Here is an 18,919-nt window from a genome sequence, read left to right on the forward strand (position 1 = left end):
GCGCGCGGCCGCTACATTGCGAAGCCATGGACCGACTAGAAAACATAGAGACATTCGTCCGGGTCGCGCAGACGCAGAGCTTCGCCGAGGCGGCCCGGCAGATGCGGGTGGCCAAGTCGGTGGTCACGACGCGGGTCAAGCAATTGGAGGAGCACGTGGGCGCGCCGCTCTTCCACCGCAGCACGCGCGTGGTGCGGCTCAGCGACGTCGGGCAGGCCTTCCTGCGCGACTGCACCGAGCTCGTGGGCCGGGCCAACGACGTCATGGACCAGATGCGCGGCGCGCGCGCCGGCCCCACGGGCACGCTGCGCATTCATGCGCTGACCGGCTTCGTGCTGGGCCATCTGGCGTCGGTGCTGCGCGCCTTCCAGGCCAGCTATCCCGACATCCACCTCGAGCTGATCGTGAGCGACACGGTGGTCGATCCGGTCAAGGCGGGGGTGGATTGCGCGCTGCAGATCTTTCCCGCGGCCTCGACCGAGCTGGTGTCGCGTCCGCTGTTCCCGGTGCGCCGCGTGTTCTGCGCCACGCCCGAGTACCTGCGCGCGAACGGCACGCCGCAGACGCCGCGCGAGCTGCACAAGCACCGGCTGGGCCTCTACTCCGGCTACCCGAGCCGCGACCGCTGGACCTTTCATCACGAGAGCGAGCAGGTGACGATCTACATGACCGCCGCGCTGCTCACCAACAGCGTGCACCTGCTGCGCGAGTACGCGCTGGAGCATGCCGGCATCGTGTGCCTGCCGACGTTGGTGGCGGGCGATCCGATCCTGCGCGGGGAGTTGAAGGTGGTGCTGCCGGAGCATCAGCTGTCGTCGTTCTCGCTCAACGCGGTCTATGCGGGCACCTCGCGCAACGCCTTCAAGCTCAAGCTCTTCATCGAGCACATCACGGCGGCGTTCACGCGGGTGGCGCCTTGGGATGCGGAGATGGTCGAGCGGGGGTTGTTGCCGGCTGAATTGGTGGCCGACGTTTAGGCTTCACCGGGAAAACCCTGCCGATTGATCGCATTCGGCGAACAATGCGGCCCGCTTTTGATCCCTACCGAAGGCGCCCCCGGCTTCCTACAGTTCGTTCCATCGCAGCAGCGCTGCAAGGACGACCCCCAGGAGACAAGCCCATGACCGCCACCGCCTACCAGACCCGCTTCGGATCGCTCAAGAGCTACGAGAAGGGCCACGTCGAGCCCATCGCCGACGACGTCAAGCACTACGCGATGTCCAACTGTTTCGACATCGCCAGCAAGAGCAAGCCCTACGAGAAGGTCGTGTTCGGCCAGAACCAGATCTACGTGCTCGAGACCCTGCGCGCCGAGGGCAGCTCGCCCTGGTACACCTGCGCGCACGACGAGTTCGCGCTGGTGATGGACGGCGAGGTCGAGGTCCACCTCGTCAAGCTCGATGCCTCCCAGACCGTCGGCGATGAGAACAAGAACGGCGCCGTCCTCGTGAAGGGCGAACCCAAGGGCCAGAAGATGGGCTGGATGAAGCTCACGCGCGGCCACCAGGGCCTGCTGCCGAAGAACACCGCCTACCAGTTCCGCACGCCCGGCGAGCCCGGCGTGATCGTGCTGCAAACGTGCAAGGGCGACCTCTCGATCGAGAGATGGGCCGACATCTGCCAGACCCACTGAGCCCAGCCAAACCAGAGGACAAAGCCATGAACGCACCCGCAGAACTCGCCAACGTCATCGCGTCCCAGCCCGACGCCACGCTCGGCTACAAGGCATTCACGCTCGGCAGCTTCGGTTTCCGTCGCGACGAGTACTTCGCCCACATCACCTGGAAGACCCGGGACGGCCGCCCGATGAGCCACACCCTGGACGTCGGCAACTACCTGCGCGCCCTGATGCGCGACGTCGCCTGGGGCTTCTTCTACGGCTGGGTCAACTTCGACGACGTGGTCGGCACCGTCAACCACTACCAGTCGGTCGACCTCTACGCCGGCAGCTACAACGGCACCATGAAGGAAGCCGGCATCGATCTGCTGGAGAACTTCCCCACCGCCCAGATCCGCGCCACCTTCGAGGCCATGCTCGACGACTGGACCAACGAGAGCTTCGACCCCTTCGCCGCGCCGCAGGAAACCGGCTCGCCCTACGGCCGCAAGAAGGGCAACAACACGGCCAAGATCACCCGTGCCCGCGAGCTCGCCAAGCGCTGCGTCGGTCTGAAGGACGACCTGCGGCTGCGCAGCGACGACACCGGCGCGCCGGTCAACCGCGCCTTCGCCGACGTGCCGCAGGCCCAGCCCGAGTTGCATCCCGAGCCCGGCTTCGAGAACGAGGTGCATGCCTTCAACCTGTTCGGCTTCCTGAGCCGCTCGCAGGTGACGTGGAACCCGAGCTTCACCTCCGTCGTCAAGCACAGCTTCATGTGCCCGACCACCGAGGAGCACATCCTGCCGATCATCCATGGCAACGACCGCGTCGAGTGGTTCTTCCAGATGACCGACGAGATCCACTGGGACTGCGGCGACAAGAACACCGGCCGCCCCATGGCGCGCGTGATCATGAAGGCCGGCGACATGGCCGCCATGCCTGCCTACTGCCGCCACCAGGGCTTCAGCCCGAAGCGCTCGATGCTGCTGGTGTGGGAGAACGGCTCGCCGAGCCTGGTCTACGAGATCCAGAAGGGCGAGAGCCCCGAGATCCCGGTGAGCTTCTAGGAGGAAAACGCGCCGCGAAGCGGCGCGTCCTTCTGGGTTTCGCTTCCTTCTAGAGGAGACAACAAATGGCAGACCGCATCCGGTCCGATGCCGGGGCAAGCTCGCGCCGGCGATTCATGCAGCAAGCCGGCGCAGGCTCGGCAGCCGTCGCGGCAGCGACCCTGGGGCTCTCGACGCAGGAGGCCGACGCAGCAAGCGCACCTGCATTCGACGCCACCTACGACATCGTGGTCGCCGGCAGCGGCTGCGGCGGGCTGGCCTCGGCGCTGTTCGCGCGCTGGCAGGGCAACAGCGCCGTGATCCTGGAGAAGGCCGGCAGCATCGGCGGCACCACCGCCAAGGCCGCCTTCTGGTACTGGGTGCCGAACAACGAGGCCATGAAGAAGGCCGGCATCGCCGACCCCAAGCCCGACTTCCTGAAGTACGTCGCGCGGCTGTCGAACCCGCAGGGCTACGACCCCAGCCACCCGCGCTACGGCTTCACGCAGTGGGAGTACGACATGTGCTCCGCCTTCTACGACAGCGCCTCGCCCGCGGCCGAGCTGCTGGCGACCAAGGGCGCGCTGCCTTACCGCCACGTGGCCGAGGTGCCCGACTACTTCGCCGAGCTGCCCGAGGACAAGGCGCCCAAAGGCCGCGTGCTGGTGCCCAAGGATGCGATCCCCAGCATGTCCGACGGCGGCCTGGTGGCGGTGCGCACCATGTCCACCAAGGCACGGCAGGAGGGCATCCCGATCCGCACCGGCATGCGCGTCACGAAGCTCCTTCAGGACAAGAGCGGCCGCGTGATCGGCGTCGAGGCCAAGGACGAGCTCGACGCCACCGTGCGCCTGCGCGCCCGCAAGGCCGTGATCTTCGCCACCGGCGGCTTCACCCACAACGTGGAGCTGCGCAAGAACTTCCTCAACGGCCCCATCTTCGGCGGCTGCGCGGCGCCGAGCAACGAAGGCGACTTCGTGCCGATCGCCGGTGCCCTGGGCGCGCAGCTGCGCAACATGAACTACGCCTGGACCTGCCCGATCCCGCTGGAGAAGGCGATTGCGAAGGACGGCTCCATCTCCGGCATGTTCTCGGTGGCCGGCGACTCGATGCTGTTCGTCAACAAGTACGGGCATCGCAACGTCAACGAGAAGCTGCAGTACAACGAGCTGGCCCAGACCTTCTTCGAATGGGATGGCGCCAAGGCCGAGTACCCCAACCTCGTGCGCATCGCGGTCTGGGACCAGCGCTCGCAGCAGCATTCGGCCAGCGCCGAGTACGGACGGCTGATCGTGCCGCCCGGCACCGACGACCGCCACGTGATCAAGGGTGCGACGCTCGCCGAATTGGCGCGCGCCATCGACGAGCGCTTCGCCAAGTACGCGAGTGCCATCGGCGGCGCCCGGTTGGCGCCCGAGTTCCTGCCCAACCTGCAGGCCGCCATCGCGCGCTTCAACCAGTTCGCGAAGACCGGCAAGGACCTGGACTTCCACCGCGGCGAGCGCGTGGTGGAGCAGCTCTTCAACGGCGACGTGAAGGCCGAGCCCGGCCGCAGCAACCCCACCATGTGGCCGCTGGCCGATACCGGCCCGTACTACGCGGCGCTGGTGGTGGCCGGCACGCTGGACACCAAGGGCGGCCCGAAGACCGACACGAACGGCCGCGTGCTCGACGCCCGCGACCAGCCGATCCCCGGCCTCTACGGCGTCGGCAACTGCGTGGCCTCGGCCTCCGGCCGCGCCTACTGGGCCGGCGGCGCGACGCTGGGGCCGATCATCGCCTTCGCCTTGCGCGCGGCGAACGCGGCCCATGCCGAGGGAAGGAGCGCCGCATGAGGACCTCGCTGCTGCTCCCGCTCGCTGCGTTCCTCGTGCTCGCCGGGAGCTTCGCCCAGGCCCAGTCGCCCGGCCAGCGCCTGGCCCAGAACGCCTGCGCGCAATGCCACAGCTTCGGCAAGGGCGAGCCGAACGGCGTGGGCCCCAACCTCTACGGCCTGCTCGGCAAGCCCGCCGCGGCCAGCCCCGGCTTCAGCTATTCGAAGCAGTACCTCGACGCGATGAAGGGCAAGACCTGGGACCGCGCGCTGCTCGACAAGTGGCTCGCCGACACCCAGGCCGTCGCGCCCGGCAGCACGATGGCCTATTTCCAGGACGACCCGAAGAAGCGCGCTGCGCTCATCGAGTACATGCAGTCACTCAAGTGAAAGAAGGAGACCCACCATGGCCCTCACCCGTCAAACCATGACCGACGAGCAACGCAAGTCGGTGGCCCTCGAATACCTCAAGGCCTACGACAACGGCGGCGTCACCTCCACCGGCGGCTCCATCCTCGACCTGTTCGCGAGCGATGCGCAGGTCTACTTCCCCAAGTGGGGCCTGGCCAACGGCAAGGACGAGATCGGCAAGCTCTTCGGCGAGGTCGGCAGCCGCGGCAAATCCATCCGCCACGACTACGCCGGCTTCAACTGGATCTTCACGGGCACCGACCTGTTCGCCTGCGAAGGCACGAGCCACGGCGAGCATGCCGACGGACCCTGGCGCGCCGGCGTGCCGGAGTGGGGCGCGGGCCGCTGGTGCGATGTGTTCGAGGTGCGCGACTTCCTGATCCAGCGCTGCTTCATCTACCTCGACCCGGACTACGCGGGCAAGGACACGGCACGCTATCCCTGGCTGGCCGCCCGGGGAACCGACAACTGAACCATCATGAACCTCGCAGACATCCAGCAGGCCGCCGGCCTCAAGACGCCGATCCGCCACCAGCTTTTCATCGACGGCCGCTTCGTCGATGCCGAGTCCGGCGAGACGCTCGCCACCCTCAATCCGCACGACAACTCGACCATCGCCGAGGTGGCGCTGGCCGGCAAGGCCGACATCGACAAGGCGGTCGCCGCCGCGAAGCGCGCCTTCCCGGCCTGGAGCCGCATGGCGGCGGCGGACCGCGGCCGCATCCTGCTGAAGCTCGCGGACCTGATCGAGGCCAACGCCGAGGAGCTCGCGCGCCTCGAGTCGCTGGACACCGGCCACCCGGTGCGCGACTCGCGCACGCTCGATGTGCCGCGCACCGCGGCCTGCTTCCGCTACTTCGGCGGCATGGCCGACAAGTTCCAGGGCGAGACCATTCCGGTCGAGGCCGGCTTCCTCAACTACACGCTGCGCGAGCCGGTCGGCATCGTCGGCCAGGTGGTGCCGTGGAACTTCCCGCTGATGTTCACCAGCTGGAAGATGGCGCCCGCGCTCGCGGCCGGCAACTGCATCGTGATGAAGCCGGCCGAGATCACGCCGCTGAGCTCGCTCAAGATCGTCGAGCTGATGGCCGAAGCCGGCATGCCCGAGGGCGTGGTCAACATGGTGCCCGGTCTGGGCAGCGTCGCGGGGCAGTACATCGCCGAGCATCCGGAGATCGCCAAGATCGCCTTCACCGGCAGCACCGCGACCGGCAAGCGCATCGTCGCGGCCAGCGCCGGCAACCTCAAGAAGGTGCAGCTCGAACTGGGCGGCAAGGGCCCCAACATCGTGTTCGAGGACGCCAACCTGCAGGCAGCGATCAACGGCAGCGCCTGGGCCATCTTCCACAACCAGGGGCAGGCCTGCATCGCCGGCTCGCGCCTGATGCTGCACGAGAAGATTGCCGATGCCTTCCTCGACAAGTTCATCCCGCTGGCGCAATCGATCCGCCTCGGCAATCCGTTGGACGATGCCACCGAGATGGGCCCGCTCACGAGCGCCCAGCATCGCGAGCGCGTGCTGAGCTACGTGGAAGTCGCGAAGGGCGAGGGTGGCGAGGTGCTCGCGGGCGGCAAGTCGCCCGGAGGCGAGCTGGCGCGGGGCTGCTATGTCGAGCCGACGGTGGTGCGCGCGAACTCCTTCCGCGACCGCGTCGCGCAGGAAGAAGTCTTCGGCCCCTTCGTCACCGTGCTCACCTTCAAGGACGACGAGGAGGCCCTGCGCATCGCCAACGGCACCGACTACGGCCTCGGCAGCGGGCTGTGGACCACCAACCTGCAGCGCGCCCACAAGATCGCACGCGACCTGCATGCCGGCATGGTCTGGATCAACAGCTACAAGCGCGTGAACCCGGGCTCGCCCTTCGGCGGCGTGGGCCAGAGCGGCTACGGCCGCGAGATGGGCTTCGACGCGATGCGCGAGTACACCCAGGTCAAGAGCGTGTGGGTCAACGTCGATGCGCAGATCCCGCCGCACTTCGTGCGCTGAAACATCCAACGCGCGCGACTTCACGAGGGCGCACCGCCCGGCCGAGAACTGATTTTGTGCAGGTAGACAACGAAGAAGGAGACCACCATGACCCTCAATCGCAGACAGTTCACCCAGGCCGCGGCCGCCCTGGCCGCCGGCGGCGCCGCGCCGCTGGTGTTCGCCGCCGACACGCTCAAGATCGGTTACGTCTCGCCGCAGACCGGCCCGCTCGCGCCCTTCGGCGAGGCCGACAAGTGGGTCATCGACCAGATGAAGACCGCCTTCAAGGACGGCATCGGCGTCGGCGGGAAGAAGTACGCGGTGCAGATCGTGCTCAAGGACAGCCAGTCCAATCCCAACCGCGCGGGCGAGGTCGCCAACGACCTGATCCTCAAGGACAAGGTCGCGCTGGTGCTTACCGCCGGCACGCCCGAGACCGCCAACCCGGTGAGCGACGCCTGCGAGCTCAACGAAGTGCCCTGCGTCTCCAGCGTGGTGCCCTGGCAGCCCTGGTTCTTCGGCCGCAAGGGCGATCCGGCCAAGGGCTTTGCCTGGACCTACCACCTGTTCTGGGGGCTGGAGGACGTCATCGCCAACTTCACCAACGGCTGGAAGACGGTCAGCACCAACAAGAAGGTGGGCGGGCTGTTCCCCAACGACGGCGACGGCAACGCCTGGGGTGACAAGGAGCTCGGCTTTCCGAAGCCGCTGTCGCAGATGGGCTTCACGCTCACCGACCCGGGCCGCTTCCAGAACGGCACGCAGGATTTCAGCGCGCAGATCGCGGCCTTCAAGCGCGACAACGTCGAGATCGTGACCGGCGTGGTGATCCCGCCCGATGCCAAGACCTTCCTCACGCAGGCCCGGCAACAGGGCTTCAAGCCCAAGGTCGTCACGCTGGGCAAGGCGCTGCTGTTCCCGGGCGCGATCGAGGCGCTGGGCGAGCTGGGCTACGGCCTGTCCACGGAGGTGTGGTGGAGCCCTTCTCATCCCTTCACGTCGAGCCTGACGAAGCAGAGCGCGAAGTCGCTGGCCGAGGCCTACGAGGCCGGCGCGAAGAAGCAGTGGACGCAGCCCATCGGCTTCGCGCATGCGCTGTTCGAGGTCGCCTCCAACGCGCTCTCGCGCGCCAAGTCGACCAAGGCGGGCGACGTGCGCGACGCCGTCGCGGCAACTTCGCTCGATACGGTGGTCGGCCCGGTGAAGTGGGGCGGGCAGGGGCCCTTCAAGAACGTGAGCAAGACGCCGCTGGTGCTGGGCCAGTGGAACAAGGGCCAGAAATACAAGGTCGAGCTGAGCATCATCAACAACGAGGCCGCGAAGAACATCCCGGCCACGGGCACATTGCAGCTGCTGTCATGACGCTTCTCGCGCTGCACGGCGTGCGCAAGTCCTACGGCGCGCTCAAGGTCACCGACGACATCACGCTCGCGGTGGCGGAGGGCGAGACCCTGGGCATCCTCGGGCCGAACGGCGCGGGCAAGACCACGCTGTTCAACCTGATCTCGGGCGACGTGCGCGTCGATGCGGGGCGCGTGGAGTACGAGGGGCGTGACGTCACCGGCCTCAAGCCGCACCAGCGCTGCCATGCCGGCATCGGCCGCAGCTACCAGGTGCCGCAGCCCTTTGGGAACATGAGCGTGTTCGAGAACCTGGTCACGGCCGCCTGCTTCGGCGGCGGCCAGCCCGAGCGGGAGGCCTGGAAGACAGCCCACGAGGTACTGTCCGAGACCGGGCTGATGGCGCATGCCAACAAGCCGGCCGGCGGGCTCACACTGCTGGACCGCAAGCGGCTGGAGCTGGCACGCGCGCTCGCGACGCGGCCCAAGCTGCTGCTGCTGGACGAGATCGCGGGCGGGCTGACCGAGCCCGAGGCCAGGCTGCTGGTGGAGGAGCTCAAGCGCATCAAGGCACGCGGCGTGACCATGATCTGGATCGAGCACGTGGTGCATGCACTGCTGTCGCTGGCCGATCGGCTGTTCGTCATCAACTTTGGGCAGAAACTGGCGGAAGGGGAGCCGCGGGCGGTGATGGGCGATGCGGAAGTGCGGCGGGTCTACATGGGAATGGAAGCATGAGACACCGGGCCGCTCCCAAGTCGAATAGCACCGCAGCGCGCAGCGCGGAGGTTACCCAATGACCGCGCTGCTCGAAGCCCACCGCCTCCAGGCCTTCTACGGCGACGCCCAGGCCCTCTTCGGCATCGACCTCTCCCTCGCCCAGGGCGAGCTGGTCGCGATCATCGGTGCCAATGGTGCGGGCAAGTCCACGCTGCTCAAGTGCCTCACGGGCCTGGTGCGCGCCCCCCGCGAGGCGGTGCGCTTCAAGGGCGAGACCATCGGCGGCCTGCCGCCCGGCGAGATCGTCAAGCGCGGCCTCGCGATGGTGCCCGAGGGCCGCCGCCTCTTCCCCAGCCTCAGCGTCGAGGAAAACCTGCTGATCGGCGGCCTCTCGGGCCGCAAGGGCCCATGGAACCTGCAGCGCCTCTACGGCCTCTTCCCCATCCTGGCCGAGAAGCGCCACAACCCCGGCACCGAGCTCTCGGGCGGCCAGCAGCAGATGGTGGCGCTGGGCCGCGCGCTGATGAGCAACCCCGAACTGCTCCTGTGCGACGAGCTTTCGCTCGGCCTGGCGCCGATCGTGATCCGCGAGATCTACGCTGCGATGCCCGCCATCACCGGCGAGGGCATGACGGTGGTGATCGTCGAGCAGGACCTGACCATGGCCCAGCGCGTGTCGCAGCGCATCTACTGCCTGCAGGAGGGCCGCGTCTCGCTCACCGGCCGCTCCGACGCGCTCTCGCGCGAACAGATCTCGCAGGCCTACTTCGGCGTCTTGGAATGAAGACGGGGCGCGCCACACCATGATCGAAATCCTCCTCCAAGGCATCCTCCTGGGCGGCCTCTACACGCTCTTCGCGCTGGGCCAGTCGCTGATGTTCGGCGTCATGCGCCTCACCAACACCGCGCAGGGCGACTTCATCATCCTCGGCGCCTTCGCGGTCGTCGCCGGCACCACGCTGGCGGGCGGCGCGCCCTTCGCCGTCGCGCTTACCGTGCTGCCGCTGGCCTTCGGCTTCGGCTACGCGCTGCAGCGCTACGTGCTCAACGGCACGCTCGGCAAGGACCCGCTGCCCTCGCTGGTCGTGACCTTCGGGCTCTCGATCGTGATCCAGAACCTGCTGCTGGAGCTGTTCTCGGCCGACCCGCGATCGATCGAGACCGGCGGCCTCAACACGCAGGGCCTCGCCCTCGGGGACGCGCTCTCGCTGGGCGTGCTGCCGCTGGTGATCCTCGCGATCGCGGTCGCCGCCACCGCCGGGCTGCAATGGCTGTTCGCGCGCACCGCGCTGGGCCGCTCCTTCCGCGCCGTGTCGGACGACCGCGAGATCGCCGAGCTGATGGGGCTGGACGCGAAGAAGGTCTATGCCTTCGCCACCGCCATTGCCTTCGTGCTGATCGCCGTAGCCGGCGCGCTGCAGGGCATGCGCACCACGGTCTCGCCCTCTGACGGGCCGCTGCTGCTGCTGTTCGCCTTCGAGGCCGTGATCATCGGCGGCATGGGCTCCTTCTGGGGCACGCTGGCCGGCGCGATGATCCTGGGCATCACGCAGCAGATCGGCTTCCGGCTCGATCCGGGCTGGGGCATCTGGGTCGGCCACATCGTGTTCCTGATCGTGCTGGTGCTCCGGCCGCAGGGGCTGTTCCCCAAGACGCGAGGCTGATGCGATGACCTTGAACCCACCCCTCGCCGCGGCCACCCCGCCTGCGGTCTTCGACGTGGTGCGCAGCACCGCCGCCAGCCGGGCCGCGCTCGGCGTGGCCGTCGCGCTTGCCTTGCTCGCCGCCACGCTGCCCTTCTGGGGCGAGTCGAGCTGGATGCGCGAGTTCGTCGAGATCGCCTGCTACCTCATCTTCGCGATCATGTGGAACCTGCTCGCCGGTTACGGCGGCATGGTCAGCATCGGGCAGCAGGCCTTCTTCGGCTTCGGCGGCTACGTGATGCTCATGCTGGGCAACTTCGCGGGCGTGAATCCCTTCATCGCGATTCCCCTGGGCGCACTGGCCGCGGCGCTGGTCGCGGTGCCGGTGTCCTTCGTCGCGTTCCGGCTCTCAGGCGGTTACTTCGCCATCGGCACCTGGGTCATCGCGGAGGTGTTCCGCCTCAGCTTCGCCAACGTGTCCGCCGTGGGCGGCGGCTCGGGTACCACGTTGACGGCGCTGCGCGGCATCGAGCGTGCGACGCGCGAGAGCGTGACCTATTGGATGGCGCTGGTCTGCGTGGTGGCGGCCATCGCGCTGGTCTACCTGTTCCTGCGCAGCAAGCGCGGCCTGGCTTTGCTCGCCATCCGCGACAACGAGGTGGCGGCCGAGTCGCAGGGCATCCCAGTGGTGCGCATGAAGCTGGCCGTGTATGTGGTGGCGGCCTTCGGTGCGGGCCTGGCGGGCGCCCTCTATTTCGTCGGCAACCTGCGCATCAGCCCCGACGCCGCCTTCAGCGTGAACTGGACGGCCTTCGCGATCTTCATGGTGGTGATCGGCGGCATCGGGCGCATCGAGGGGCCGCTGGTGGGGGCGTTGATTTTCTGGGCGCTCAACAAGTTCTTGAGCGACTACGGGACCTGGTACCTGCTGGGATTGGGGCTGCTGGCGATCGTGGTGACCATCTTCTTCAAGCAGGGGCTGTGGGGGTATGCGCAGCAGCGGTGGGGGTGGTCGCTGTTTCCGACGCAGCGGGTGCTGGTGGATGGCGCGCGCACGCCGAGGCGCTGAGTGCAGTTTGACGGCAGAATTTATTCGAATTACTATTCAAATATCTATTCAATCTGTCGATTTCCCAAATGAAGTTTGAAGATCTCGATCTATTCACATGAGCGACCTGACGGAGCGCGTTCGCCAAGCGCTCCAGGCGGGCGGTGCTGCCCGAAGCCCCGAGCTGCAGCAGGTCGCCGGAGCCAGCCAGGCTTCCATTTCGCGCGCCCTGGCGCCGCTGCTTGCCGCGGGCGAGGTACTCAAGGTCGGGCGCGCACGAAACCAGGCCTATGTCATGCCGCGCCCTGTGGAGGGTGTGGGCACCACCGGGACGATTCCGATCATGAAGGTGGACGGTAGGGGCAAGGTCTCGGAATTCGGCGCGTTGATCCCGTCCATGCGTGGCCGATGCTGGGTCGAGGAGTTCGATCCGCCTCTCGCGCAACTGCACGACGGTCTCCCCTGGTTCCTGACCGACATGCGGCCCCAGGGCTTCCTGGGGCGTGCGTTCGCGCATGCCCGGAAGGACCTGCGCCTGGCCGACAACCCCGAGCATTGGACGGACGATGACGTTCTCAAGGCGCTGTGCCAGGCCGGCGAGGACTTGCCGGGCAACCTGATCATCGGTGCGCAGGCTTTCGAGCGCTTCATGCACGCACCGCCGGCCGATCGAGTGCCTCCCAGCAGGTATCCCGAGTTGGCCGAGGCCGCGATGCATGGCGCGCTGCCCGGGTCTTCCGCGGGCGGCGAGCAGCCCAAGTTCTGCACCGTCCGGGAGGACGGCCAGCCCGTGATCGTCAAGTTCTCGCCTGCTGGCGGCTCCGCGCCCGAGCGTCGGTGGGCGGATCTGCTGGTGTGCGAGCACCTGGCCCTGGAGACGCTGAACGAGGCCGGCGTGCCCGCGGCGAAGACGCGCATCTTCAGCGGTGGCGGCCGTACCCTGCTCGAAGTGGAGCGCTTCGACCGCACGCCGCGCGGCCGCATCGGCATGGTCTCTTTGCTGGCCTTCGACAGCGAATACATCGGCCACATCGACAACTGGGCGGCCACCGCCGAGCGCATGAGCACCCGCGGCCTGATGCGCCCGAGCGATGCCGACCGGCTCCGGCTGCTGGAGGCGTATGGGCAACTGATCGGCAACACCGACCGGCACTACGGGAACATCTCCCTCGTCATCGATCCTTCGGGCAGCTGGGCTCTGGCGCCAGCCTACGACACCCTGCCCATGATCTATGCGCCCGTGGCGGGCGAGCTGGTGTCGCGCGAGGACTTCGACCCGGGAAAGCTGGCGCCCACGGCAGACACACTGCGGGTGTGGGACGCAGCCAGGAAGCTCGCGATCGCGTTCTGGCGCAGCGTGGCTGCGGAGAAGCGAATTTCGAGCGCGTTCCGTCAGACGGCCAGGCGGCACGCGCGCAGCCTGGAGGCGCATGAACAACCGCAGCAGCCCGGCGCGCGCGAGCCGGTCTTTCAGCGGGAACGGCCGAGTTGACTCGGGGTGGCGACGCTCAATGCGTGAGCCGCCCCCGCATCGCCGCCGGATGCCCCGCCAGCCCGAAGGACTTGCCGGTGGGCGCCGGCGCATCGTAGCCGGCCAGGCGCCGGCTACCAACGCAGCGCGGGCGTGTGCACCGGCGCATCCCACAGCCGCTTGGCCTCTTCGTCCAGCGCGGTCACGGTCAGCGAGGCGCCGGCCATCTCCAGCGAGGTCGTGTGGTTGCCCACCAGCGTGCGCGCCACCACCAGCCCCTCGGCGGCCAACCGCCGGCGCGCGTGGTGCTGAAGCAGGTAGAGCTCCATCAGCGGCGTGCCGCCCAGGCCGTTGACGTGCAGCAGCACTTCGCGGCCGCGCGCGAGCGAGAGGTCCTTGAGGATGGGGTCGAGCAGAAGGTCGACGATCTCGACCGCCGGCGCGAAGGGCAGGCGTTGCCGGCCCGGCTCGCCGTGGATGCCCACGCCCATCTCCATCTCGTGCTCGCCGATCTCGAAGGTGGCCACGCCGGAGGCCGGCACGATGCAGCTGTTGAAGGCCACGCCCATCGAGGCGGTGCAACTGTTGACGCGGTCGCCCAGCGCCTTGCACTCGAACAGGTCGGCGCCGGCCTCGGCCGCTGCGCCGACCATCTTCTCGACGATCAGCGTGCCGGCCACGCCGCGCCGGCCGCTGGCGTGCGTCGAGTGGTCGATGGCGACGTCGTCGTCCACCACCACCATCAGGTGGTCAAGGTCGACCAGCATGTCGCTCGCCATCTGGAAATTGAGGCGGTCGCCGGCGTAGTTCTTGACGATGAAGAGCACGCCGCGGCCGGCGTTGACGCGGTGCGCCGCGGCCATCCACTGGTCGGGCGTGGGCGAGGTGAAGACCTGGCCCGGGCAGGCCGCGTCGAGCATGCCGCGGCCCACATAGCCCGTGTGCAGCGGCTCATGGCCCGAGCCGCCACCGGACACCACCGCCACCGCGTCCTTCTTGGGCGTGCGCCGGCAGACGAAGGTGGGATCGAACTCGACGGCGAGCAGCGCCTCGTGCGCCGATGCGAGGCCCGACAGGCTCTCGACGACCGCATCGTCGACATAGTTGATGAATTTCTTCATCGCAGATCCTCGCGGGGCGAAGGTAAAGGGAGCATGGTCGGGCGATCGTGCGCGGCTGTCATGCGAGGTTCTCCGCAGTGAGGATGTCGACCCGGGGGTTGCTGACCGCCAGCGCGCCGCGCACCCCTTCGCACAGGGCACGCAGCACGCGCGCGGCGGTGGTCACGGCGTAGTGCACGTCCTGGTGCAGCACGAAAGTCAGCGCGCCGGAGATCAGCATCGTGCGGTGCATGTCGAGCAGGTCGTGCGCAACCATGCCCAGCGATGCGTCATAGCCGTGCTCGGCCAGCGCGCGGTGCACGCCGTGGCTGCCGGGGCCGACGTTGTAGACCGCCGTCAGCCGCCCGCCGGTGGCTTTCGGGTCCAGCGTCTCGCGCGCGCGGCGGTAGGCCTCGTCCTCGGACTCCGGCATGTCGTCCACGCGCAGCAGCGTGGCGCCGGCGAAGCGCTCCTCCAGCACCTGCGCGAAGCCGATGCCGCGGTCGATCTCGGCAGCGTAGCGCGTCGCCGGCGACAGCAGCGCGCAATGGCCCTGGCCGGCCGGCGCCTCGCGCCCGAGCAGCAGGCCCGCAGTGCGCCCGGCGGCGCGGTTGTCGGCGCCGATGAAGGTCTCGCGCATCGAGCCTGCGACGTCGGAGAACAGGGTGACCACGTGCACGCCGCTGCGCACCAGCTCGTTGACGGCCAGCTTGACGGCCGGCGTGTCGGGCGCGAGCAGGGCGATGCCGTCCATGTCCGCCAGCCGCGCAAGTTCCTCGGCGAAGGCGCCGGCATCGTGGGCCGGCAGGCGGCGCGTCACCTCGGTGATGTGCTGGTGGCGGAAGTCGCCGGCCGCCTGCGCGACCACGCGGTCCACCAGGTCGAAGAAGCCGCGTCGGGTCGAAGGCAGCACGAAGGCGAAGCGGTAGCTCTCGGTCGAGCGCGGCCGGCCGCGCATCGGCAGGGCGCCCCCCAGCTCCTTCATCGCATCGCGCACGCGCTGCACGGTGACCGGGTTGACGCCGGGACGGCTGTTCAGCACGCGGTCCACGGTGGCGGTGCTGACGCCGGCGGCCTCGGCGATCTGGGTGATGGTGACGGAAGTGGCCAAGTGCGAAAAGCGCCTCAATAAATCAATCAGGAGTGTCGCCGATCTTCCCGACCTGGCGCACCGGGCTATCCCGGGCCCGGCAGACCTCGCTTGGCAAAGGCATATGGTCTTAGGGTTTGCGGTGATTGATTTATTTATTGCCATCTTTATTCTTCAATCCAGTTCCTTCCGCGGCACCCGCCGCCCGCCATGTCACCCCAACACAGGAGATGAGCACATGAAGAGCTTGAACAGGCGATCGACTTTGGCCGCGGCACTGCTCGCGGCGCTGGGCTTGGCTTCGGGCGCCGCGCAGGCGCAGACCAAGCAGCTCACGCTGTGCTGGGCGGCCTGGGACCCGGCCAATGCGCTGGTGGAGTTGTCGAAAGACTTCACCGCGCAGACCGGCGTGCAGATGAAGTACGAGTTCGTGCCCTGGCCCAACTTCGCGCAGCGCATGCTCAACGAGCTCAACTCCAAGGGCAAGCTGTGCGACCTGCTGATCGGCGACAGCCAGTGGATCGGCTCGGCCGCCACCGAGGGCCACTACATCAAGCTCAACGAGTTCTTCGACAAGAACGGCATCAGGATGAGCGACTTCATGCCCGCCACCGTCGAGGGCTACTCGACCTGGCCCAAGGGCACGAAGAACTACTGGGCGCTGCCCGCGATGGGCGACGCGGTGGCCTTCACCTACCGGAAGGACTGGTTCGCGCGGCCCGAGCTGCAGGCCGAGTTCAAGACCAAATACAACCGCGAGCTCGCCCCGCCCACGACCTGGGACGAGTTCAAGCAGATCGGCCAGTTCTTCCAGAACCGCACCATCGACGGCAAGAAGGTCTACGGCGCGGCCCTCTACACCGAGCGCGGCTCCGAGGGCATCACCATGGGCGTGACCAACGTCCTGTACGCGTACGGCATGCAGTACGACAACCCGAAGAAGCCGTACGACATGAAAGGCTTCATCAACGGGCCCGAGGCCGTGGCCGGGCTCAAGTTCTACAAGGAGCTGTTCGACTGCTGCACCCCGCCCGGGCATTCCAATGCCTACATGACCGAGGACCTGGACTCCTACAAGTCGGGCCAGGTCGCAATGCAGATGAACTTCATCGCCTTCTTCCCCGGCATCGCGAAGGACCCGAACGTCGGCGGCGAGAAGACCGGCTTCTTCACCATGCCCAAGGCCAGGATCGCGGCCGCGCAGCTGGGCGGCCAGGGCATCTCGGTCGTGAAGTACTCCGACAAGAAGGAGCTGGCGCTCGAGTACATCAAGTGGTTCGCACAGCCCGCCGTGCAGCAGAAGTGGTGGGACGCGGGCGGCTTCTCCTGCCACAACGCGGTGCTGTCCAAGCCGGGCTTCGAGAAGAGCACGTCATACGCGCCGGTGTTCCTCGATTCGATGAAGATCGTCAAGGACTTCTGGCAGGAGCCCAGCTACGCCCAGCTGCTGCTGGCGATGCAGAAGCGCACGCATGACTACGTGGTGGCCGGCAAGGGCACGCCGCAGGAGGCGATGGACGGCCTGCTCAAGGACTGGACCGAGGTCTTCAAGGAAGACGGGAAGATCAAGCCTTGAAGCGCGACACGGCGGGCCCCAGCATGAGCGCCATCCCTTTGGCCGCCGCGGTTCGCGCGGAGCCTGTCGAGGCCCCCGCCGTGCGGCTGGCCCAGGGCCTTTCCGACCGGGCCCTCGCCTGGCTCTTCGTCGGCCCGACCATCCTGCTGCTGCTGGCCTTCAACATCTTCCCGCTGGTCTGGACGATCTGGCTGTCCTTCACCAACTACCGCGCCAACCGGCCCGGCGCCGATGTGCTGTGGGTTGGCCTCGGCAACTACTCGCGGGTGCTCAACGACGAGGCGATCTGGGAGAACATGCGCGCCACCGCGCACTTCCTGACCTGCTCGATCACGCTGCAGCTGCTGCTGGGCTTCGGCCTGGCGCTGATGCTGAACCGGCGCTTCAGGAGTCACAGCTTCTGGAGCACCGCCATCCTGCTGCCGATGATGCTGGCGCCGGCGGTGGTCGGCACTTTCTGGAAGTACTTCTTCGAGCCGCAGTACGGCATCTTCAACTACATCGTCAACTTCTTCGGCGGCCGCGGCAGCTTCACCATGCTGGGCGACACGCAGCTCTCGCCCTGGGCCATCGTGCTGGTCGACACCTGGATGTGGACGCCCTACGTGATGCTGCTGCTGCTGGCCGGCCTGCGCTCGATCCCACCCTACCTCTACGAGGCCGCCGAGATCGACCGTGCCAGCGAATGGACCAAGTTCTGGCGCATCACGCTGCCGATGGTGATGCCCTTCATCATCCTCGCGGTGCTGTTCCGCCTGATCGAGAACTTCAAGATGTTCGACCTGGTGGACCAGCTCACCAACGGCGGGCCGGGCTCGGTGACCGAGCTGGCCTCGATCAAGCTCAAGCGCGAGGCCTTCGAGAAATGGCGCACCGGCTACAGCTCGGCGCTGGCCATCATCCTCTTCGTGGCCATCTACGGGCTCTCGCTCGTGACGGTGCGCTTTCTCGACCGGGTGAAGCAGCGATGAAAAACACCGTGCACAGTCCGCTGGACCCGACGCCGCGCGCCAAGGCCTTCGCCGGCATCGTCGTGATCGGCTACGCGCTGATCTCGCTGATCCCGCTGGTGTGGATCCTGATGACCAGCTTCCGCACGCCGCAGGACGCGATCGCTTACCCGCCGCAGGTGGTGGCGCAGCCCTCGCTGATCGGCTACGTCAACCTCTTCACCACCCGCTCGCGCGTCGGCGCGCAGGAACTGGCAGCGCTGCCCCCGCCCGCCACCTGGTACGAGGGCCTGGTGCGCGAGCAGCAGATGATTCTGGCCGGCCCCTCGCGCTTTGCCGACCGCTACCTCAACTCGGTGCTGATCGGATTCGGCTCGACCTTCCTGTCGGTGGTGCTGGGCACGCTCGCGGCCTACGCCTTCTCGCGCTTCCGCGTGCCGGGCAAGGACGACCTGCTGTTCTTCATTCTGTCGACGCGGATGATGCCGCCCATCGCGGTGGCCATCCCGGTCTACCTGATGTACCGGGCGGTCGGCCTGTCGGACACGCACCTGGGCCTGATCCTGCTCTACACGGTGGTCAACCTCTCGCTCGCGGTGTGGCTGCTCAAGGGCTTCATGGACGAGATCCCGCGCGAGTACGAGGAGGCTGCCATGGTCGACGGCTACACCCGCTTCCAGGCTTTCGTGAAGGTGGTGCTGCCGCAGGCCGCCACCGGCATCGCCACCACCGCCATCTTCTGCCTGATCTTCGCGTGGAACGAGTACGCCTTCGCGCTGCTGCTCACCAGCGGCACGGCGCAGACCTCGCCGCCTTTCATCCCCACCATCATCGGCGAGGGCGGCCTCGACTGGCCCGCCATGGCCGCGGGCACCACCCTGTTCCTGCTGCCGGTGCTGGTGTTCACCGTGCTGCTGCGCAAGCACCTGCTGCGCGGCATCACCTTCGGAGCGATACGCAAATGAATGTGCCGACGAGACGCTGGTTCGCCCGTTCGCGCTGGGAGCCGGCCAGCATGGTCCTGATCGGGCTGGGCCTCGCGATGCTGATGCAGCCCTGGTCGCTGGACATCTACAGCTGGTCCTTCGCCGTGCTGCTGGCCGGTGTGGCCGGCTACACCGTGGCCGGAAAGCTGCACTGAG

19 protein-coding genes are annotated in these 18,919 nt (G+C 67.7%); 17 read left to right on the top strand and 2 right to left on the bottom strand.

The genetic code is table 11. From position 1 onward, the window contains the following. Positions 1–26: 26 nt before the first annotated feature. The 13 genes from AC3A6X_RS23530 to yjjJ all read left to right on the top strand — a co-directional run bounded on the left by AC3A6X_RS23530 (position 27) and on the right by yjjJ (position 13,082). A complete protein-coding gene (locus AC3A6X_RS23530) occupies positions 27–977 on the top strand; it encodes a LysR family transcriptional regulator (protein ID WP_309967490.1) in 951 nt (316 codons plus the stop codon). A gap of 143 nt (positions 978–1,120) precedes the next feature. Continuing rightward, positions 1,121–1,633: a cupin domain-containing protein gene (locus AC3A6X_RS23535; RefSeq protein ID WP_487844463.1), complete on the top strand. Its 513-nt coding sequence runs from the start codon at positions 1,121–1,123 to the stop codon at positions 1,631–1,633. 26 nt (positions 1,634–1,659) lie between these two features. Next, positions 1,660–2,667 carry a hydroxyquinol 1,2-dioxygenase gene (locus AC3A6X_RS23540; protein ID WP_487844464.1) on the top strand — a complete coding sequence of 336 codons (1,008 nt, stop codon included), beginning with the start codon at positions 1,660–1,662 and terminating at the stop codon, positions 2,665–2,667. 65 nt (positions 2,668–2,732) lie between these two features. After that, entirely contained in the window at positions 2,733–4,481 is a 1,749-nt protein-coding gene (locus tag AC3A6X_RS23545; protein WP_487844465.1) for an FAD-dependent oxidoreductase, read from the top strand. Then, the gene (locus AC3A6X_RS23550; protein WP_487844466.1) at positions 4,478–4,849 is read left to right on the top strand and encodes a c-type cytochrome; all 372 of its coding nucleotides are present in this window, start codon (positions 4,478–4,480) and stop codon (positions 4,847–4,849) included. Before AC3A6X_RS23545 ends, AC3A6X_RS23550 begins: the two co-directional genes overlap by 4 nt. A 16-nt stretch (positions 4,850–4,865) precedes the next feature. Then, entirely contained in the window at positions 4,866–5,342 is a 477-nt protein-coding gene (locus tag AC3A6X_RS23555; protein ID WP_487844467.1) for a nuclear transport factor 2 family protein, read from the top strand. A 51-nt stretch (positions 5,343–5,393) separates the two neighbouring features. After that, entirely contained in the window at positions 5,394–6,857 is a 1,464-nt protein-coding gene (locus AC3A6X_RS23560) for an aldehyde dehydrogenase family protein (protein ID WP_487844543.1), read from the top strand. An 87-nt stretch (positions 6,858–6,944) separates the two neighbouring features. Continuing rightward, a complete protein-coding gene (locus AC3A6X_RS23565) occupies positions 6,945–8,201 on the top strand; it encodes an ABC transporter substrate-binding protein (RefSeq protein ID WP_487844468.1) in 1,257 nt (418 codons plus the stop codon). Next, positions 8,198–8,917, top strand: coding sequence for an ABC transporter ATP-binding protein (locus tag AC3A6X_RS23570; RefSeq protein ID WP_487844469.1), 720 nt, complete (start codon positions 8,198–8,200; stop codon positions 8,915–8,917). Before AC3A6X_RS23565 ends, AC3A6X_RS23570 begins: the two co-directional genes overlap by 4 nt. 58 nt (positions 8,918–8,975) lie before the next feature. Next, positions 8,976–9,683: an ABC transporter ATP-binding protein gene (locus AC3A6X_RS23575; protein WP_487844470.1), complete on the top strand. Its 708-nt coding sequence runs from the start codon at positions 8,976–8,978 to the stop codon at positions 9,681–9,683. Positions 9,684–9,702: 19 nt separating this feature from the next. After that, positions 9,703–10,563, top strand: a complete 861-nt coding sequence (locus AC3A6X_RS23580; RefSeq protein WP_487844471.1) for a branched-chain amino acid ABC transporter permease — start codon at positions 9,703–9,705, stop codon at positions 10,561–10,563. A gap of 10 nt (positions 10,564–10,573) precedes the next feature. Then, positions 10,574–11,611, top strand: a complete 1,038-nt coding sequence (locus AC3A6X_RS23585; RefSeq protein ID WP_487844472.1) for a branched-chain amino acid ABC transporter permease — start codon at positions 10,574–10,576, stop codon at positions 11,609–11,611. A 97-nt stretch (positions 11,612–11,708) separates the two neighbouring features. Continuing rightward, positions 11,709–13,082 (top strand): type II toxin-antitoxin system HipA family toxin YjjJ, encoded by a 1,374-nt coding sequence (yjjJ, locus tag AC3A6X_RS23590; RefSeq protein ID WP_487844473.1) that lies wholly within the window; start codon positions 11,709–11,711, stop codon positions 13,080–13,082. Between the two features lie 113 nt (positions 13,083–13,195). On the opposite strand, the gene dhaK is transcribed toward yjjJ, so the two are convergent. After that, positions 13,196–14,182: a dihydroxyacetone kinase subunit DhaK gene (dhaK, locus tag AC3A6X_RS23595; RefSeq protein ID WP_487844474.1), complete on the bottom strand. Its 987-nt coding sequence runs from the start codon at positions 14,180–14,182 to the stop codon at positions 13,196–13,198. Between the two features lie 58 nt (positions 14,183–14,240). Then, positions 14,241–15,272 carry a LacI family DNA-binding transcriptional regulator gene (locus AC3A6X_RS23600; RefSeq protein WP_487844475.1) on the bottom strand — a complete coding sequence of 344 codons (1,032 nt, stop codon included), beginning with the start codon at positions 15,270–15,272 and terminating at the stop codon, positions 14,241–14,243. Positions 15,273–15,489: 217 nt separating this feature from the next. Between AC3A6X_RS23600 and AC3A6X_RS23605 the strand changes: the two genes are divergently transcribed. The 4 genes from AC3A6X_RS23605 to AC3A6X_RS23620 are packed head-to-tail and all read left to right on the top strand — an operon-like array spanning position 15,490 to position 18,918. Then, positions 15,490–16,827 (top strand): ABC transporter substrate-binding protein, encoded by a 1,338-nt coding sequence (locus AC3A6X_RS23605; protein WP_487844476.1) that lies wholly within the window; start codon positions 15,490–15,492, stop codon positions 16,825–16,827. Between the two features lie 23 nt (positions 16,828–16,850). Continuing rightward, positions 16,851–17,798 carry a carbohydrate ABC transporter permease gene (locus AC3A6X_RS23610; RefSeq protein ID WP_487844477.1) on the top strand — a complete coding sequence of 316 codons (948 nt, stop codon included), beginning with the start codon at positions 16,851–16,853 and terminating at the stop codon, positions 17,796–17,798. Continuing rightward, the gene (locus AC3A6X_RS23615) at positions 17,795–18,742 is read left to right on the top strand and encodes a carbohydrate ABC transporter permease (RefSeq protein WP_309967438.1); all 948 of its coding nucleotides are present in this window, start codon (positions 17,795–17,797) and stop codon (positions 18,740–18,742) included. Before AC3A6X_RS23610 ends, AC3A6X_RS23615 begins: the two co-directional genes overlap by 4 nt. Continuing rightward, on the top strand, positions 18,739–18,918 hold the full coding sequence (locus AC3A6X_RS23620; protein ID WP_487844478.1) for a hypothetical protein: 180 nt from the start codon (positions 18,739–18,741) through the stop codon (positions 18,916–18,918). The genes AC3A6X_RS23615 and AC3A6X_RS23620 overlap by 4 nt, the downstream gene beginning before the upstream one ends. The last annotated feature ends 1 nt before the right edge of the window (position 18,919 follow it).

It is taken from the genome of Variovorax sp. Soil_C_12, assembly GCF_057657375.1.

What these genes read in the sequence shown, in the direction of transcription:
- AC3A6X_RS23530 (WP_309967490.1), top strand. Translation starts at nt 27, where the DNA reads ATGGACCGACTAGAAAACATAGAGACATTCGTCCGGGTCGCGCAGACG.
- AC3A6X_RS23535 (WP_487844463.1), top strand. Translation starts at nt 1,121, where the DNA reads ATGACCGCCACCGCCTACCAGACCCGCTTCGGATCGCTCAAGAGCTAC.
- AC3A6X_RS23540 (WP_487844464.1), top strand. Translation starts at nt 1,660, where the DNA reads ATGAACGCACCCGCAGAACTCGCCAACGTCATCGCGTCCCAGCCCGAC.
- AC3A6X_RS23545 (WP_487844465.1), top strand. Translation starts at nt 2,733, where the DNA reads ATGGCAGACCGCATCCGGTCCGATGCCGGGGCAAGCTCGCGCCGGCGA.
- AC3A6X_RS23550 (WP_487844466.1), top strand. Translation starts at nt 4,478, where the DNA reads ATGAGGACCTCGCTGCTGCTCCCGCTCGCTGCGTTCCTCGTGCTCGCC.
- AC3A6X_RS23555 (WP_487844467.1), top strand. Translation starts at nt 4,866, where the DNA reads ATGGCCCTCACCCGTCAAACCATGACCGACGAGCAACGCAAGTCGGTG.
- AC3A6X_RS23565 (WP_487844468.1), top strand. Translation starts at nt 6,945, where the DNA reads ATGACCCTCAATCGCAGACAGTTCACCCAGGCCGCGGCCGCCCTGGCC.
- AC3A6X_RS23570 (WP_487844469.1), top strand. Translation starts at nt 8,198, where the DNA reads ATGACGCTTCTCGCGCTGCACGGCGTGCGCAAGTCCTACGGCGCGCTC.
- AC3A6X_RS23575 (WP_487844470.1), top strand. Translation starts at nt 8,976, where the DNA reads ATGACCGCGCTGCTCGAAGCCCACCGCCTCCAGGCCTTCTACGGCGAC.
- AC3A6X_RS23580 (WP_487844471.1), top strand. Translation starts at nt 9,703, where the DNA reads ATGATCGAAATCCTCCTCCAAGGCATCCTCCTGGGCGGCCTCTACACG.
- yjjJ (WP_487844473.1), top strand. Translation starts at nt 11,709, where the DNA reads ATGAGCGACCTGACGGAGCGCGTTCGCCAAGCGCTCCAGGCGGGCGGT.
- dhaK (WP_487844474.1), bottom strand. Translation starts at nt 14,182, where the DNA reads ATGAAGAAATTCATCAACTATGTCGACGATGCGGTCGTCGAGAGCCTG.
- AC3A6X_RS23605 (WP_487844476.1), top strand. Translation starts at nt 15,490, where the DNA reads ATGAAGAGCTTGAACAGGCGATCGACTTTGGCCGCGGCACTGCTCGCG.
- AC3A6X_RS23610 (WP_487844477.1), top strand. Translation starts at nt 16,851, where the DNA reads ATGAGCGCCATCCCTTTGGCCGCCGCGGTTCGCGCGGAGCCTGTCGAG.
- AC3A6X_RS23615 (WP_309967438.1), top strand. Translation starts at nt 17,795, where the DNA reads ATGAAAAACACCGTGCACAGTCCGCTGGACCCGACGCCGCGCGCCAAG.
- AC3A6X_RS23620 (WP_487844478.1), top strand. Translation starts at nt 18,739, where the DNA reads ATGAATGTGCCGACGAGACGCTGGTTCGCCCGTTCGCGCTGGGAGCCG.